At 66.7% G+C, this 15,708-nt stretch carries 12 protein-coding genes; 5 read left to right on the top strand and 7 right to left on the bottom strand.

The window, feature by feature from the left end:
- Positions 1-57 precede the first annotated feature (57 nt).
- Entirely contained in the window at positions 58-936 is an 879-nt protein-coding gene (locus tag R3P95_RS22275) for an ROK family protein (protein ID WP_283347242.1), read from the bottom strand.
- Positions 937-945: 9 nt separating this feature from the next.
- The gene (locus R3P95_RS22270; protein WP_283347243.1) at positions 946-1,716 is read right to left on the bottom strand and encodes a class I SAM-dependent methyltransferase; all 771 of its coding nucleotides are present in this window, start codon (positions 1,714-1,716) and stop codon (positions 946-948) included.
- 84 nt (positions 1,717-1,800) lie between these two features.
- Here R3P95_RS22270 and R3P95_RS22265 point away from each other — a divergent pair, with 84 nt between their 5' ends.
- Positions 1,801-3,021 carry a glycosyltransferase family 4 protein gene (locus R3P95_RS22265; protein ID WP_283347284.1) on the top strand — a complete coding sequence of 407 codons (1,221 nt, stop codon included), beginning with the start codon at positions 1,801-1,803 and terminating at the stop codon, positions 3,019-3,021.
- On the opposite strand, the gene R3P95_RS22260 is transcribed toward R3P95_RS22265, so the two are convergent.
- Positions 2,968-4,704: a hypothetical protein gene (locus tag R3P95_RS22260; RefSeq protein ID WP_394855456.1), complete on the bottom strand. Its 1,737-nt coding sequence runs from the start codon at positions 4,702-4,704 to the stop codon at positions 2,968-2,970. The two genes, R3P95_RS22265 and R3P95_RS22260, sit on opposite strands and share 54 nt — an antisense overlap.
- A 25-nt stretch (positions 4,705-4,729) precedes the next feature.
- On the opposite strand from R3P95_RS22260, the gene R3P95_RS22255 reads away from it, so the two are divergent.
- Positions 4,730-5,944 carry an MATE family efflux transporter gene (locus R3P95_RS22255; protein WP_283347245.1) on the top strand — a complete coding sequence of 405 codons (1,215 nt, stop codon included), beginning with the start codon at positions 4,730-4,732 and terminating at the stop codon, positions 5,942-5,944.
- Between the two features lie 252 nt (positions 5,945-6,196).
- Here R3P95_RS22255 and R3P95_RS22250 read toward each other — a convergent pair whose 3' ends face one another.
- Positions 6,197-7,333 carry a DUF3068 domain-containing protein gene (locus tag R3P95_RS22250; RefSeq protein ID WP_149406979.1) on the bottom strand — a complete coding sequence of 379 codons (1,137 nt, stop codon included), beginning with the start codon at positions 7,331-7,333 and terminating at the stop codon, positions 6,197-6,199.
- Between the two features lie 166 nt (positions 7,334-7,499).
- On the opposite strand from R3P95_RS22250, the gene R3P95_RS22245 reads away from it, so the two are divergent.
- A complete protein-coding gene (locus tag R3P95_RS22245; RefSeq protein WP_283347246.1) occupies positions 7,500-8,648 on the top strand; it encodes an acyltransferase family protein in 1,149 nt (382 codons plus the stop codon).
- Here R3P95_RS22245 and R3P95_RS22240 read toward each other — a convergent pair.
- From R3P95_RS22240 to R3P95_RS22230, 3 genes are all read right to left on the bottom strand, one after another.
- Complete coding sequence (locus tag R3P95_RS22240) at positions 8,626-12,873, bottom strand: alpha-(1->3)-arabinofuranosyltransferase domain-containing protein (RefSeq protein ID WP_394855455.1); 4,248 nt, start codon at positions 12,871-12,873, stop codon at positions 8,626-8,628. The genes R3P95_RS22245 and R3P95_RS22240 overlap by 23 nt on opposite strands.
- Positions 12,874-12,895: 22 nt before the next feature.
- Positions 12,896-13,066, bottom strand: a complete 171-nt coding sequence (locus R3P95_RS22235; protein ID WP_082073827.1) for a DUF2613 domain-containing protein — start codon at positions 13,064-13,066, stop codon at positions 12,896-12,898.
- Positions 13,067-13,169: 103 nt separating this feature from the next.
- On the bottom strand, positions 13,170-13,637 hold the full coding sequence (locus R3P95_RS22230; RefSeq protein WP_027495380.1) for a universal stress protein: 468 nt from the start codon (positions 13,635-13,637) through the stop codon (positions 13,170-13,172).
- 155 nt (positions 13,638-13,792) lie between these two features.
- Here R3P95_RS22230 and R3P95_RS22225 point away from each other — a divergent pair, with 155 nt between their 5' ends.
- Both R3P95_RS22225 and R3P95_RS22220 read left to right on the top strand, forming a co-directional pair.
- Positions 13,793-14,968 (top strand): glycoside hydrolase family 3 N-terminal domain-containing protein, encoded by a 1,176-nt coding sequence (locus R3P95_RS22225; RefSeq protein ID WP_283347247.1) that lies wholly within the window; start codon positions 13,793-13,795, stop codon positions 14,966-14,968.
- 62 nt (positions 14,969-15,030) lie between these two features.
- Complete coding sequence (locus R3P95_RS22220) at positions 15,031-15,633, top strand: TetR/AcrR family transcriptional regulator (protein ID WP_032377568.1); 603 nt, start codon at positions 15,031-15,033, stop codon at positions 15,631-15,633.
- Positions 15,634-15,708 lie beyond the last annotated feature (75 nt).

Genomic DNA, 15,708 nt, shown 5'->3' with positions numbered 1-15,708 from the left:
ACAGAACGGGGCTCACCGAGGGGTGGGCCCCGTTCTGGCTGTGTGGGTATGCCCCGGTCAGGCCGTGAGCGCAGCTGCCCCCGCCAGCGTTCCGAGTCCACCCAATGCCGCCGGAACCACCTGCAGGCCGTCGAGAAATTTCAGACGGGCATGTAGCGCGATCGACTCCTGAATCGGATTCCACAGCGGCGGGCCGGCCTGGGCGAAGCCACCACCGATCACCACCATGCGTACGTCCACCAGGGCTACGGCTGACGCGATCGCCTGACCCAGAGCCACTCCGGCGCGCTGCAACGAGGTGATGGCGACCGGCTCCCCGGCGGCCGCATCGGCGGCCAGTTCGGTCCCGGTGCTTCCGGTCCACCCCAGCTCGCGCGCCCACCGCACCGCCGATGGTCCACTCGACACGGTTTCCACGCATCCGATTCCGCCGCACGCGCAGGGCGTCGTAGAACCGGGAACGACGATGTGTCCGATGTGCCCGGCGTTGCCGCTGGCACCGGCGACGATCTGCCCGCCCAGCACCAACCCGCCGCCGATGCCGGTCGACACCACCAGACTCAGCACGTCCGGAACTCCTACGGCGGCACCGAAGCGGTGCTCACCGAGTGCCGCTGCGCTGCCGTCCATCGCGAGGCGGATGTCGGCTTCGGGGAAGAGTTCGGCGAGGTGATCGCGCAGACCGAAGCCGTTCTTCCATTCGTCGATGTTGATCGGTGCAACCGACCCGGTTTCGAGATCCACCGGACCGGAGCAGGCGACGCCGATCCGGGTGACAGCGGCGGGTTCGGCCGTGTTCCGAAGCAGCTCGGCACAGGCGTTCCAGACATCGGACTCGGGAGTCGGCACCGTGACCGGATTCTCCGGCCGCCCGTCGTCGCCGACGAGTGCCGCCGTCATCTTGGTGCCGCCGATGTCGAGTGCGAGTGCCGTCATCGTTCCAGGTTATGGGTTGGGTTTCAGAACGAGGACGAGGTTGCTGCCGAGGAATTCTCGTAGTACTGGAACGCGCATCATCCACCATGCCCAGCGGGGATGGTAGCGCGGGAATGCAGCCAGCAGCGTGGCGTTGGGAGTGCTTCGTGCCCAACGCAATCCGTCTGCGGCGCTGATGTCGAACAGTGATTCGCCGAATCGATTCTTCGGTTCGTGACCGGTGGTACGGGCGTAGCGGCGGGCCGCGTACTCGCCGCCGAGGTAATGCCAGGGCCGGGTTTCGTGGCCGCCGAAAGGACCGAACCAGATGGTGTACGAGAGGACCGTCAACCCGCCGGGCTTGGTGACCCGCAGCATCTCCTCGGCCATGGTCCACGGTTCGCGGACGTGCTCGGCGACGTTCGAGGAGAAACAGATGTCGACACTGTTGTCGCGGAACGGCAGTGCCATCCCGGAGCCGCGCACCGAACCGGGTATCTGCAGTCCCGCCGCATGCATCTCGGACGCGTCGGGCTCGACGGGCAGGTAGCGTGCGCAGCCGGCCCCGAAGACCTCGGCGAAGTATCCGGGTCCGCCGCCGACGTCCAACACGGTTGCCGCGGACATGTCGGTGCCGGTCAGGCCCCGGTACAGATCGCCGATCAGCTCCACGGAATCGCGGGCCAGTGCGCCGTAGAAGATGTCGGGAGCGCTCTGCTCATGTCCGAAGTCCTTCAGCAGACTCACCGAGCGACGCAGTGTCGCGCGAGAGGCGAACAAACGTGTCACGGCGGAAGTCACGAAGACGAACCCTAGCGGTTAGTGTGGCAACGGTAATCGACGGCGGTCGTGAAACGAACATGCGGAAATTGGGTGAAGCGGGCTGTGCGCGAGGTTCTGTTGCTGTGCTGGCGCGATACCGGGCACCCGCAGGGCGGCGGCAGCGAGCGATACCTCGAGCAGGTGGGCGCAGGTCTGGCTCGACGCGGCGTCCGCGTCACGCTGAGGACGGCGTCGTATCCCGGAGCACCCGCCGAGGAGATCGTCGACGGCATCCGCATCAGTCGCGGTGGTGGACGCCTGTCGGTGTATCCCCGCGCGCTGGCCGCCATCGCGGCCGGAAGGCTCGGTTTCGGCCCGCTCAAGGGCATCGCACCCGACGCGGTGATCGACACCCAGAACGGCATTCCCTTCTTCTCCCGTGCTGCTTTCGGCGTTCCGGTGACGTTGCTGGTGCACCACTGCCATCGGGAGCAGTGGCCGGTTGCGGGGCCGATGATGGCCAAGCTCGGCTGGTGGCTCGAATCGACGGTGTCTCCGCGAGTCCACCGCCGCAATCAGTACCTGACGGTGTCGTTGCCGTCCGCGGACGAGTTGGTCGCACTGGGCGTCGACCGCGAGCGCATCGCCGTGGTGCGCAACGGAGCCGACGAGATTCCCAGGTCTGTGCCCGAGGGTGACGAGAGCACCCGCACCGCGCACCCGTCGCTGACCGTGCTGTCCCGGTTGGTTCCGCACAAGCAGATCGAGGACGCGCTCGACGCCGTTGCTGCGCTGCGCGGACGGATCCCCGATATCCACCTCGACGTCATCGGCGGAGGCTGGTGGGAGCAGAACCTCCGCGATTACGTGAGCGAACTGGGCATCGAGCAGTACGTCACCTTCCACGGGCACGTGGACGAGGACCGCAAGCACGCGCTGCTCGGTCGCTCATGGGTGCACGTGATGCCTTCGCGTAAAGAAGGCTGGGGCCTCGCGGTCGTCGAGGCAGCGCAGCACGGCGTACCGACCGTCGGCTACCGAAGTTCCAAGGGCCTCACCGATTCCATCATCGACGGCGTCACCGGTGTGCTGGTGGGCGACTTTTCGGATGGTGAAGAGGACCGAGACGTCTCCGGTCTGACCGCTGCCGTCTCGGAGCTGCTGCAGGACGCCGAAGCCCGAACTCGCCTGGGCGAGAAGGCGCGAGTGCGCGCGGGGGAGTTCTCCTGGGAGCAGTGCGCCGACGGTGTGTACTCGGTGCTCGCCGCCACGACGCGTGGCACGTGGTCGTCAGGTCTGGTGGGTGCGCAGCACTCGGATTCGGCTCAGCAGTCCTATCGCTAGTCCGCCGAGAAGTAGCAGTGCCCATGCGAGGTGGGCAACGACGACGGCTGCCACTGGCCTGCTCTCGGTGAGCACGGGATCGGGCACTCGATAGAGCGTGAGCTGGTCGTCGGAGTACGCGATGTCCAGTGAATTCAGCGTTTGCGCGGATTCGCCGAGTTCGCCGGGGGTGGTGTTCTCCACCAGTACCCAGCCGACACCCAGCTCTGCGACGACGTCCACGGGTTCGCCTGCGAGCAGCGCATTCTGGACCTCCGTCGCGCGCACTCCCTCACCGCGTACCGTGCCGCCCGCGACGATGAGCTCGCCGGTCTGCAACACATCCAGTGGCAGCATGCGCGGCGCGGGATCGAGGACGGGAGCACTGCCGCTGTAGGGAAAGAGGCGAAACATCCCGGCCGGTAGCACCGCGACATCGCCGTCGCCGCTCTGCACTTCGGCTGCGACCGCCTGCCAGGACTCCGGGTACACCACGGGCCGCATCGAGTTCCCGACGCCCCAGCCCAGGTCGGGTAGTGCGATCAGCAGGGCCGCTATTGCCACGGCACTGCCGAATCGGGTGCGTTGGACCGCGCTCAGCGCGGCTGGCTGCACCCGATTCGGTCGACGACGGGGAGAAAACGCGGCCGCCGCCGCCAGCGCATAGATCGGCATCGCCAGCGCGACCCACTTCTGTGAGTCCCTGAGCAGACCGGCACCGGGCACCGTCTCGCCCAGCGCGCGGGCCATCGCCAACCCTGGTCCCGTCGCTGCCAGCGCAGGCGCTGCGATGGCAAGCAACGCGACGACAGCGAGTCCCAGGATCACCGGATTTCTTCGACGCCTGATCAGCGGGCGCACCCCGAACGCGACCACGGTCAGCAGCAGCGCCGTGCCCACGAACGCGAAAGCCCCTGTGCGAGAGGCGGGTACCGCATCGGAATTCCAGATTCCGCCCAGACCGGCGAGGCTGCCGAGGGTGCCCAAGCCCGGCTCGGCCCGCGCCGCGAACGCCGCCCAACCCGCCGGATCCGCCTGCTCGACGCCACTCCCTGACACCGCCGTCGCCACCAGCCACGGTGCCGACGCCACCGCCGCCAGTCCGAGGGCGCCGACCACGCGCAGGCCGCGTCGGGCACCCCCGGGGAGGGCGAGGACGACCAGCGCAATGGTCGCGGCGAGCAACGCGCCGGTGGGGGTGAGCCCGGCGGCGGCGAGACAGACCGCGAGTGCCCACCAGGAACGGCCCTCTCTGACCGCGAGTGCAGCGACCACCGTCCACGGCAGAGTGGCGTATCCGACGAGCAGACTCCAGTGTCCCTGCAGCAGTCGCTCGGCGACGTACGGGTTCCACACGGCCACCGTCGACGCCACGAGCAGCGCGGGCAGTGGGGCTGTCGGCAGTACCGTTCGTGCCATGACCGCCGCACCCCACCCGGTCAGCCACAGGGCGAGCAGCAGAATGGTCTTGACCACGAGTCCGCCGTCGAACACCGTCGACAGCGCGGCGATCGCGGCGTCCTGCGGGACGGCCCGCGCGGCCGCGTCGGCGATTCCCCAGGCGGAGTCGGTGAAGTAGGAACGGGGAGTGCTGACGGCGTCGCGCAGCAGGAGGTAGCCGGGGTCGAGCAGCGGGCCGACAATCACCACGGCGAGCAGCAGGCTGTAGAGCGGCGGTGTCCACCTCGACCTCGACCACGCCATGATCGGCACCCTATACCGTGGGCTCATGTCTTTCCGCGCCTCGTCCGAGGCAGACCACACGGCGGGTGCGTCGGTCGCCGGGATGGGGATGGTGACGGCCGGTTCGATGTTCGCGAACGTTGCGGCGTACCTGCTGCAGGTGCTCGCGAGCCGGATGCTCGGCGTCGAGGGCTACGGAGAATTCGCGAGTCTGCTTGCTGCGCAATTGGTTCTCGCGGTTCCGGCGTTGGCGTTGCAGTCCGTCGTTGCGCGTGAAGTGGTGCGCGGGCGCAGTTCTCGCGAATTGCGAACGGTGGGGTACCGGTGTGCGGCGGTGGTGGGGGTGCTTGCTCTGGCACTGGCACCCGCACTGTCCGCGGCCATGGACGTCTCGATGACGGCGACCGTGTCGGCGGTCATCGCTGCGCCGGTATTGGTGCTGCTGGCTGCCGAGCAGGGTTTGCTGCAGGGGCGTGGGCGATTCGGAGCCCTGAGTATCGTGCTGGCCGCAGCAGGATTCGGCAAGGTGGCACCGGCGGTGCTGGTGTTGGTGCTCGGCGGTGGTCCCGGTTCGGTTCTGCTGGCCACGGCCGCGGGTATCGGTGTGGTGGCACTCGGTGCGCGATGGACGGCCGGGGTACCGGTGAACTCGGTGTCGGAAACCAAGGTCACCGTTCTGGCCGTGCTGCAGGCGTCGCAGGTGCAGTTGGTGTTGATCGCGATGTCCGCGTTGGATCTGGTGCTGGCGCGCACGCTGCTCAGCTCCAACGAAGCCGGGCTGTACGCCGTCGGGGCCGTTGCGTCCAAGGCGGCGTTCTGGCTGCCGCAGGCTGTCGGCGTGGTGCTGTATCCGCGGATGGCGAACCCGCTGCATTCTGCGTCCGCGGTGCGATCGGCGTTGGCCGTCGTCGCGGGGCTCGGTACCGTTCTGGTGATCGGTGGTGCGCTGGCGTCTCCGCTGTTGCCGTTGGTGGTGGGCGATACGTATTCCGGTGTGCAGGAATATGTCTGGCTGTTCGTGCTGCAGGGCGCGTGCCTGGCCGTGCTGCAGAGCGCGTTGCTGTGGGCCATCGCGGGCGAGCACACCCACCTCGCTCTCGTCGCCTGGTTCGCCCTCGGTGTCGAGGTGTTGCTGTTGCTGTTCGTGGCGTCGACACTCGCGCAGTTCGTCGTCGTCGCGGCAGTGACTGCCGCGGTGACCATGGTGGTGGTCTGTGGTTTGGCGCTGTGGGGAAACCGCATGGATCGCCCGTCGACCTGAAAACCTGATCGCAGATCCTGCTTCAGCACCAAAGACATTCGGCCACAACGAGGTCAACCGCACACCACCGGACAACGGACCGTCGACTACGAGACCCGGCCAACACGACCGCACCGATTCGGGGAGCATCGCTGGTTTGGGTCCCGTCTCCAGATAGACCAGTGGCGTGGTTGCGTGCCCCCCCACAGGCACTCAACCACGCCACTGCTCATCTGCGTCGTTCCGCAGGCTCCACTCCTGCGCGTAGCGCACTTACTCCTTGTTGAGGTTCGTCCTCGGAATCTCTTCCGTGCGATCCGTCGTCCAGTCGCGGTTGCTCGCGGGTGCGGGTGCAGTTCCGCCGCCGGGGGTCGGTCGCGGAGTGTTGTCCGTTCGGGCCGGCTGACGATGTCCGCCGTTTCCGCCGCCGCGCAGGAGCAGGAACACTCCGGCGATCAGCGAGATGACACCGAGAATTCCGGCGATGATCGGGACGGTGCGGCCGAAGAGCGAGAGTTGATCCTGGCCGTCCTTGGCCTGCTGGATCTGGTATTCGACGGTGTTCTCGTCGAACGTGATCGGTGCGTTGAGGACGTCGACCTCGGCGTTGCCCGCTTCACGTCCGTAGTACTGGTGAATCTGCTCCTCGCCCTTGACGACGACGCCGGTCTCGGGCTCGACCCACAGGGTGCGGGTGTTCTCGTACCAGCGGGTCATCGTCACCGGCGCGGCTCCACCCTCGACACCCCAGGTGTCGGCGGGCAGGGTGACCTTGTTGGTCGGCAGGTTCACCACGGTCGACAGGTCGACCGGGCCGACGGTCTGCTGGTACTGGTACACCGGCGTGCCGTTGATCTCGGTTGCCTCGACGAAATCGATGTCCTTGGTCGCACGCGCGTTGACGTCGAAGTACGGGTAGCTCTTCTGCTCCGAGTTGAACGGGAACTTGTACTGCAGACCGGTGTGGGCCACCTCTTCGGCGGGCGCGTTGCCGGCCACCTGGATGGTGCCGATCGGGTTCTCGACGGGCATGGACGTCTTGCGGTCGATGGTGACGCGGTCGACGCTTGCGGTCAGCAGTCCGGTGTCGGCCTGCTTGTCGCTGCGACGCAGAGTCTGGCCCGCTTGCAGCGTCATGATGTCGGCGTCGGAGGGGTCCTCGACGGTGACGAATCGCTGCGAGACGAGGGGAACGTTCTGGTCGACGACTGCGCGGCCGGCGGCGAGGGAGGTCGCATCGAGCACGCTGCCCTCACCGGTGGAGACAGTGGTCACCTCGAGATCCAGCGGCGTCTTCTCGAGTGCCGAAATGGTGTATGTGGGAATGAGAATGGCGGCGACCACCAGAAACGCGCCCAAGCCGATGAGTACGAGGGCAAGTATCCGGCTCGGCCCTGAGCGCTCCGCCATGCTGAATCTCCTTAGTTGACCGCTTCATGGAAGACACCGCGAGCGGGAAACACGTTCACCCCGACCCGATGCCCGATTTATTACGACACGTCGCAGGTGACAGTAACAGTCGACAGTGGCACCGGTCTCGTCTGCGCCGGTTCGACACGGCACACTTGAGGCCACCATGAGCACACAGACCCGTTCGGCAAGCGTTGTCCCGCTTCGTGGGTTCGTACCGTCACTCGAGGGAATGCGTGCCGTCGCGTGTATCGGCATCGTTGTCACCCACGTGGCCTTTCAGACCGGTGGCGCGACCTCCCCGATCTTGGGTCATGTGTGGGGACGGTTCGACCTGACTGTGGCGATCTTCTTCTCGCTGTCGGGATTCCTGCTGTGGCGTCCGCACGCTGCGGCAGCTCGCGGTCATGGGACTGCCCAGCCGATCGGCCGCTATTTCCGTTCGCGGTTCGCGAGGATTCTGCCCGGTTACTGGGTCGGCGTGGTGCTGATCCTGCTGTTTCTTCCCGATGCCGGCGGTGACTACCGCGTGTGGCTGGCGAACCTGTCGTTCACTCAGGTGTTCGTGCCGCTGACCCTGACCCAGGGCTTGACGCAGATGTGGTCGCTGTCGGTCGAGATCGCTTTCTATCTTCTGCTGCCGGTGTTCGCCTGGTTGATGGTGCGTATGCGCGGTGCGGCCGCCGCCCGCCGTATCCCGGTCATTCTGGGCGCTGCGGTGCTGACACTGTCGTGGGCGTTCGTTCCGGTGTCGACCCCCGACGGCATTCACCATGACAACTGGCTCCCCGGCTATTTCCCGTGGTTCGCGGCGGGGATGCTGCTCGCCGAGATCTCGGTGGGGCCGACGACCTGGGTGCATCGGTTGGCTCGTCGCCGACGTGTCATGGCGTCCATCGCGGTTGCCGCGTTCGCCTTGTCGGCAACTCCTCTGGCGGGTCCGCAGGGTTTGGTGCGTCCGGCGGCCTGGCAGTTCGAGATCAAGATCCTGCTCGGCGCGATACTGGCCTTCGCGATGCTCGCCCCGCTGATTCTCGCCGAGGACGGGAGCCGGCATCGCTTCCTCGAGCATCCGGTGATGCTGACGCTGGGCCGCTGGTCGTACGGACTGTTCATCTGGCATCTGGCTGTGCTTGCCGTCGTGTTCCCGGTGTTCGGCATTGTCCCGTTCTCCGGTGGGATGTGGTTCGTGTTGCCGGTGACTCTCGCACTGTCGATTCCGGTGGCAGCGGCGAGCTACGCCCTGGTGGAAGATCCTGCTCGACGACGCTTCGGCCCCCGCAAGAAAGCGGTCAGGGCTTCCGTATCGCCGTGATCGCCAACGCGACGATTCCGATCAGGGACGCCAGCTGCACCCAGTAGGAACCGCCGACGTAGCCGTCGGGAGATCGCCATGGTCCGAGCGAGAGCAGCGCTGGTGCCAGCAGCGTGAGTCCGCCTGCAGTGCAGGCCAATACACGTGAGGACGCCGTGCGACCGTAACGGCGGTCCAGGAACACCGCGACGATGCCGATCACGGCCACGGTGACCACACCGGCGATTCCGGCCAACACGATCGTTGCTCCCAGCAGCGCCACGACTGCGACCGGAACGCTCTGCCACGGCCGCGGCGACGGACCGACATCACGCGCTCCTCGTGGCCGACGCAGCGCTGCGAACAGCAACGGGATCAGTAGGAGAAGCCCACCGAAGATGCCGAGTCGGTACCAGCGGTCGGTGGCGAAATCCAGCGAGACCGTGCCCGACGCCCCCGCCGGAACGATCCAGGCCTGCTGCCACCCGTCGACCACTACCGGGGACAGCTCGAGGCCACCGGGAGCTGTTGCGCGCCAACCACTGTTGTTGCTTTCCGGAATCACCAGCAAGCGATCCTCCGTCGCGGAGGTGAGCGTCACCTCGCGGTGATCGGCGCTCCAGGCGGTGGTCCGCGCGGCCTGCGGTGCCGAACTCGTCGGCCAATCGGCGGGAATGGGCATGGTGCGCAACCGAATACCGTCGACGAAGAACGATGCTCCCGGCTGCACCACCACGTCCTGGCGTCCTTCGGGCAGTGATACCGGGTTGACGAAGTTCTCGTTCAAAGGGGTGTCGGCGTCGCACACCGACGCCTTCAGCGGCTCGCCGGAGCGGAACTGGTCCGCGGTGGCCGTCACCGACGTGCGCACCGTTTGCCCGGCGATGGAGACGATGGGGCCGTCGAAGCAGTCGACGGTGATCCGGCGATCGCCGTCGTACGGTGCGCCGATCGGTTCACCACCGGACAGCGGTGTCACTTCGGCGAAGCCGGGAGGCTGAGACTGGATGAAGCCCAACGAGTTTCGGTCCAGGACGCCGTCCCAGTCGACGATCGACAGCACGATCCTGTCGGTCGCGAAGGGTGCCAGCTCGAGGGTCGTCGAGCCGTCGGTGTCGACGTCGCGCACCATCGGGCCGTTGCCGAGGTTGACCGCGACCCGGGTGGGGTGTGCCGGAAGTTCGCCGAGGCTGGGGGTGAGTTCGAGCCCGTCCACCAGTGTGGGAGCAGGCAATTGGATGGTCAGGGTGGGGTTGGTTCCGGCTCGATCGGTGATCGACTTCTCCGGCGCGGTCCAGGACGTGCGCGGATCACCGTCGGTGGCGGCGAACGCCGAACCGTGCAGATCGGCGACGTCCGACGCGCCGCTGGCCAACGGCCGCCCCGGCTGCGCCAGCAGCGCTTCGAGTTCGGGGGACTGACGCGTGCGCACCGTCAGGTCCGGAATGACGGCGGTGCCCATCGGCACGTCGATCGTGCGCGAGAAGCGGCCCAGTTCCTCGGGTGACTTGGACAGTCCACTGCTGCAACGGATTCGATCCTCGGTGTCGAGGCACCCGGAACGGCCGGGGAATTCCTGGCCCAGTTCCCAGGCGTCGACGCTCGCCCCGGCGGGAGTCGCGGGCAGTACCGCGCGGTGCACGATCGGTACCTGCGTCGGGTTGTCCCGGTCGGAGTAGTCGTCCACCGACACCTCGCTGATGCCGAACTGGCTGCCACGGGTTCCGTCGACCGTCGACTTCGCGGTGATGCGCAGCCACGGGGTCTCACCGCCAGGCAGTGACACCGTCATCGGCTCACCCGGCTCGTCGACGCGCGCCGCGGTCGAGCCGTTCGGGGTGGTGATCTCCACCCACTTCACCGGGTCGCCGATCGTCCCAGGGCTGGTACGCATGCGCAGCAGCCCGCCGCGCACCGGAGTATCGAAGTCCAGCTGAAGCCATTGCCCCACAGCACGTTCGATACCGTTGCTGATCCAGCTGGTGGCCAGATCGCCGTCCACCGCCGCTGCGACACCGCTGCCCGGGGCGCTGCCGCCGATCTGCGTTGCGTCCGACGCCGAGCTCGACGCCGTCAGGGTCGCGCCCTCCCACTCGGCGTCCACGGTCTCGGCCCCGTACACCGGGTAATCGGATACCTCGTTGAGCGAACGGCGCGGCTCGTCGGCGGCCCGTAGGGCAGAACTGTGATTGTCGACCTGACCGAAGTCCGTCTCGCGGTTCATCGGGGTGTCGGTCACCGTCACCGAGTTCACGGCGATGCCCGCCGCCGCTGCATCCGAGGCCAGCAGGGTGGGGCCCGACGGCACAGGATTGCGAATCCCGTTTTCCCGCAGTTCGTTCGAGCGCAGGATGGACTCCGGACCACCCTGGACCACCGGGACGCGATCGAGATCGACGGTGTAGGGACCGGACGCGGGAATGCCTGCCGAATCACCTACCGCGTAGATCTCCACAGCCGGATACGGCGGTCGAAGATCACCGTCGAGCACGACGCCGTCGACCTGACCCGGAGCCACGTCCTCACCGAACTCGGCCACCTTCTCGAGTCCCGGCGAACCGTCGAGCACCTGGTGCACCGATGCGGGACGGGTGGATCGGGAGTCCTCGGGATCGAGGTCGTTGCGCACGACGACGTAGCTGATGCCCTGTCCCAGAAGGGTATCGGCCAACCCGGCCGACGGCCGACCGTCGGCGAACAGTCGTTGCACGGAGTCCAGTGCGCGGATGGCACCGGGCGGGGTGAGCGGTACCGCGTCGCGGACGGCCCAGGGCGTGGTGGCCAACGCCTGCAGTGGTTCGTCTCGGGTCAATCCCCAGGTCTGCAGCGCGAACGGTGCGCCGGGCACTATCAAGGCCCGCTGCGCGTCGGAACCGTCCGGGCTGGATCCCGAGGCATTCTCGGTGAGCCAGTCCGCCGCGTCGTGCCAGTACTGCGGAACGGCCTCGTACGCTCCTCGGGGCGCGAGCTTGCCCGTCCATGCCAACGAGGTGGACAGCGTCAGGGCCACGAGGATCAACGCGGTCACTGCCATCATCGGATTTTTCTCGGGATGCGCGACGGCCGATCGCCACTGCGTCCGCGGCGCGGAACCCGGCAGCGGAACTCGGGCCAACAGGTGAGCCAGGCCCAGCACCAACGGAATTCGAATGACCGGCTCGAGCTTGTGGATGTTGCGCAGCGGTGCGCCCGCCGAATCGAGGAACACCCGGACGGCACCCGCGAACGGACCGTCCAGCTCGCCGACGAACCCGGCACCGAGGCCGACCAGACCGACGAACAACATGATCGTCAATCGGCCGCGGGCGGGCATCGAGCGCATCGCCAGGCCCGCGATTCCAGCAGCCGCGATCAGACCCGTCGCGATGACGGCCGCCGGCTGAGTCACCAGAACGGCACCGGCCACTCGCTCGGGAGAGACGAACGGCGTCCAACTGCCGGTGCCGCGCAGCACTTCCGTCAGTGACGTCCACTGTGTGGTGGTGCCGGAGGATTCGATGTAATCGAGAAACGGTGGAGAGACCTTGCCCAGCAACAGCAGTGGAACGATCCACCACAGCGTCGCGAGTACGAGAAAGCCCGACCACCACGCACCGAAGACGACCCAACGCTTGTTCGGCCGATGCGACAACATCCAGATCACGGCCACCAGAACGGCGGCGGCGGTGGCGACGGCATTGACTGCGCCCATCAACGCGACCGCGACCGCCGACTGCGCGGCCGCTCGTCTCACCGTGTGCTTCCCGGAGTCGGAGTCGAGATACCGCACCATCGGGATCAGCACCCACGGTGCCAGCATCATCGGCATCGTCTCCGAGGAGATCGACGCGAGGGTGGTGATCACTCGTGGAGAGAGAACGAAGGCAGTCGCCGCGATCAGACGGGAACTGCGGCTGCCGATACCGAGGGCTTCGGCGAGTCGGACGATTCCCCAGAAGCCGGCGATGAGCATCAGCGCCCACCAGATGCGCTGAGTGATCCACGGCGGGATCGACAGCAGGTCGCCGCCGGCGAAGAACGCACCGTGCGGAAAGAAGTAGCCGTAGGCCTGGTTCTGCACCTGGCCGAGCGGAGCTGCGCTGTTCCACTGATGGGAGGCGCGTTCGAGAAATCCGAGAGGGTTCTGAGCCAGGTCGAATTTGGTGTCGGCGACGGTGAAGCCGGGGACCTGAAGAAAAGTGAGGATGAACGCCAGAATCGAGACGCCGAAAAGCCATTTACGGCCGAGCGGCTCGGCCGAGATCATCGATTCACGAAAGCGACCAGCGTCAGCGGCTGCCGTACTCAACCTGGTTCAGCAAGGACGAGTCGGCGTTTCCGGAGCGATCGATATCCGGACGAGAGTTGTCGGCTGCAGCGGCAGTGACTCCGAAGACGACGCCCGCACCCAGTACGGCTCCGACGACGGCGGCAATGACACCCGGGACAGCAAACTTCATCTCGGTTCTCCAGTCAGTCGGCTCAGGAAGGAAGCGGGCGAGGTGGACCCTCGCGCGGGCATCACGGTATCACTCGTACCTGCAGGACAGGCCGGTGGACGCGTTACTTGCCGGGGGGAACGATAAGGACGGGTCGATGGCTGTGTCGCAGCACGTGCTCGGCCACCGAACTCTGGAGCAGCGCACGAAGACCAGTGGTGCCCCTCGTGCCGGTGACGATGATGTCGACGTTCATCTCGTCGGCCTTCTCCACGATCGCGCTCCAGATGGCGGTGGTGCATTCGGTGCACTGGCCCTCCACCTTCAGGCCCGCGGCCTCGGCCAGCGCGACGCCTTCGCTGTTGGTCACCTTCGCGTCGGTGAGCGCAACGTCCTCGGCCTCGTCGTCGGGCACCCATTCGGGCTGCATGACGCCGGAGAGGCCGGACATTCGCGCGGCCTGACGCACCATCGGCTCCCACGCGGTGACGACGATCGCGCGTGAGGTGGTGAGAAAGCGTCCGGCATAGTCGATGGCGCGTTTGGCATTGTCGGAGCCGTCGTAGGCAATGAGTATGAGGTCTGCGGTCATGGTTCGAGGTCCTCCTCATGTCGCGTTCGTCCAGATTACCCCCACCCCTCCCCGGATCAATGTGGGTTTCAGTCGGTCGGAGTGCAACAAAGCCACATTGATCCGGACCCGGGGCGCGCAAGGAACACCCCCCGTCTCGGCTACCGTCGTATTCCATGCGACTTCGGTTTTCGGTTCGGTCCGCTGCGGTGATGACGGTCGGTGTCGGCTTGTTGGTCTCGTGTTCGAGTGAGTCCACGCAGGTCGCGTCGACGCAGACGGCACCACCTGCCTCGACGACGACGGCAGCCGAGACGACGGTCCCGCAACCGCTGCCACCCGTCGACGAGTGCGTGACGTTCGTCGACGGCCTCACCGAGCGTCAGCGACTGGCGCAGTTGCTCACCGTCGGAGTCACCGGAACTGCCGATGCGGTGCAGATCATGTCCACCGAGCAGGTCGGTGGCCTGTTCGTCGGGAGTTGGACCGACGAGTCGATGCTCGGAAATCGGGAGGTACCGCAGGTGCTCGACGCCTCCGCGGTGGCTCCGATGATCACGATCGACGAGGAGGGTGGGCGGGTCTCGCGAGTGGCGGATCTGTTGGGAGAGGCGCCGTCGGCGCGAGTGTTGGCCCAGACGATGACGGTGGACGAGGCCTATCAGGCGGCGTTGACGCGCGGCCAGGGGTTGAAGGATCTCGGTGTCACCGTCGACTTCGCTCCGGTGGTCGACGTGAGCGCTCAGCCCGATGATTCCGTCATCGGCGATCGGTCGTTCTCCGACGATCCGCAGGTCGTCATCGAGTACGCGGGTGCGTACGCGCGAGGTCTGGAAGACGCGGGCGTCAAGCCCGTCATCAAGCATTTTCCCGGGCACGGTTCGGGATCGGGCGACTCGCACACCGGTGCGGTGACGACGCCGTCGCTCGACGAGTTGAAGGCCAAGGATCTGTTGCCGTTCGCGGCGTTGAACAACACCGGCGTCGGCGTCATGGTCGGGCATCTCGATGTGCCGGGACTGACCGAGCCGGGTGTGCCGGCGAGTATCAGCCCGGCGACGATGGAGTTGTTGCGCGACGGCGTCGGATACGGTGCCGCACCGTTCGACGGCCCGATCTTCACCGACGACCTCAGCGGCATGGCGGCGATCACGGCAAGGCTCGGGATCGTCGACGCGGTCGAGGCGGCGTTGGTTGCGGGAGCCGATGTGGCGCTGTGGCTCACCACCGATCAGGTGCCTGCGGTGTTGGACAATCTCGAAGACGCGGTGGCGACGGGCCGCCTCGACGCGGCTCAGTTGGACGAGGCTGCGGCGACGGTTGCTCGGTTCAAGGGGGCGTGCGGGGCCTGATTGTGCGGTACTGGACCTTACTGTGGAGTAACGTCTAGTACTTCGTACGTATTGGAGGGTCCATGGCTGGCGGCACCAAGAGATTGCCCCGCGCCGTCCGCGAGCAGCAGATGCTCGACGCGGCGGTGGATGTGTTCTCCGACAACGGCTTTCACGAGACGTCGATGGATTCGATCGCCAAGAAGGCGGCCATCTCCAAGCCGATGCTCTATCTGTACTACGGGTCGAAGGACGAGTTGTTCGCGGCGTGTATTCATCGCGAGGGCGTCAAATTCGTCGAGGCCCTGACTCCTGCTGCGGACCCGACGCTGACGCCGCGCGAGCAGTTGCGCAAAGCGCTGATCGGCTTCCTGGGATTCGTCGGCGAGAACCGGAAATCGTGGATGGTGCTCTACCGTCAGGCGATCGGCCAGCAGGCGTTCGCCTCGCAGGTGCAGAGCAGTCGGGATCGGCTGATCGAGCTGACGGCCGGCTTGCTCGCCATGAGCACGAGAGATCCGGAGCAGTCGCAGAATTTCGGGCTGATGGCCGTCGCCCTGGTCGGGGCAGGCGAGGCCGTGGCCGACCGAGTGGCGGGCGGCGAAATCGAGGTCGACGCCGCAGCGGACCTATTGGAGAACCTGGCCTGGCGCGGCCTGGCGGGAAAGAAAACCGCCGCAACCTAGACCTGCCCGGGTCGTTCCGCAGGCTCCACTCCTGCCCCCGCCGAACTCGAAGTTATGGACGAAAATCCGGGGAAA

Origin of the sequence: Rhodococcus cercidiphylli (assembly GCF_033042225.1) — a bacterium.
Classification (GTDB): Bacteria; Actinomycetota; Actinomycetes; order Mycobacteriales; family Mycobacteriaceae; genus Rhodococcoides.
Note: the sequence above shows the minus strand (reverse complement) of the source record. Positions and strands in the feature narration are given on the sequence as shown.

Excerpts from the sequence above, each read along its gene's own strand:
- R3P95_RS22275 (WP_283347242.1), bottom strand. The coding sequence starts at position 936 with ATGACGGCACTCGCACTCGACATCGGCGGCACCAAGATGACGGCGGCA.
- R3P95_RS22260 (WP_394855456.1), bottom strand. The coding sequence starts at position 4,704 with ATGGCGTGGTCGAGGTCGAGGTGGACACCGCCGCTCTACAGCCTGCTG.
- R3P95_RS22255 (WP_283347245.1), top strand. The coding sequence starts at position 4,730 with ATGTCTTTCCGCGCCTCGTCCGAGGCAGACCACACGGCGGGTGCGTCG.
- R3P95_RS22250 (WP_149406979.1), bottom strand. The coding sequence starts at position 7,333 with ATGGCGGAGCGCTCAGGGCCGAGCCGGATACTTGCCCTCGTACTCATC.
- R3P95_RS22245 (WP_283347246.1), top strand. The coding sequence starts at position 7,500 with ATGAGCACACAGACCCGTTCGGCAAGCGTTGTCCCGCTTCGTGGGTTC.
- R3P95_RS22240 (WP_394855455.1), bottom strand. The coding sequence starts at position 12,873 with ATGATCTCGGCCGAGCCGCTCGGCCGTAAATGGCTTTTCGGCGTCTCG.
- R3P95_RS22235 (WP_082073827.1), bottom strand. The coding sequence starts at position 13,066 with ATGAAGTTTGCTGTCCCGGGTGTCATTGCCGCCGTCGTCGGAGCCGTA.
- R3P95_RS22230 (WP_027495380.1), bottom strand. The coding sequence starts at position 13,637 with ATGACCGCAGACCTCATACTCATTGCCTACGACGGCTCCGACAATGCC.
- R3P95_RS22225 (WP_283347247.1), top strand. The coding sequence starts at position 13,793 with ATGCGACTTCGGTTTTCGGTTCGGTCCGCTGCGGTGATGACGGTCGGT.
- R3P95_RS22220 (WP_032377568.1), top strand. The coding sequence starts at position 15,031 with ATGGCTGGCGGCACCAAGAGATTGCCCCGCGCCGTCCGCGAGCAGCAG.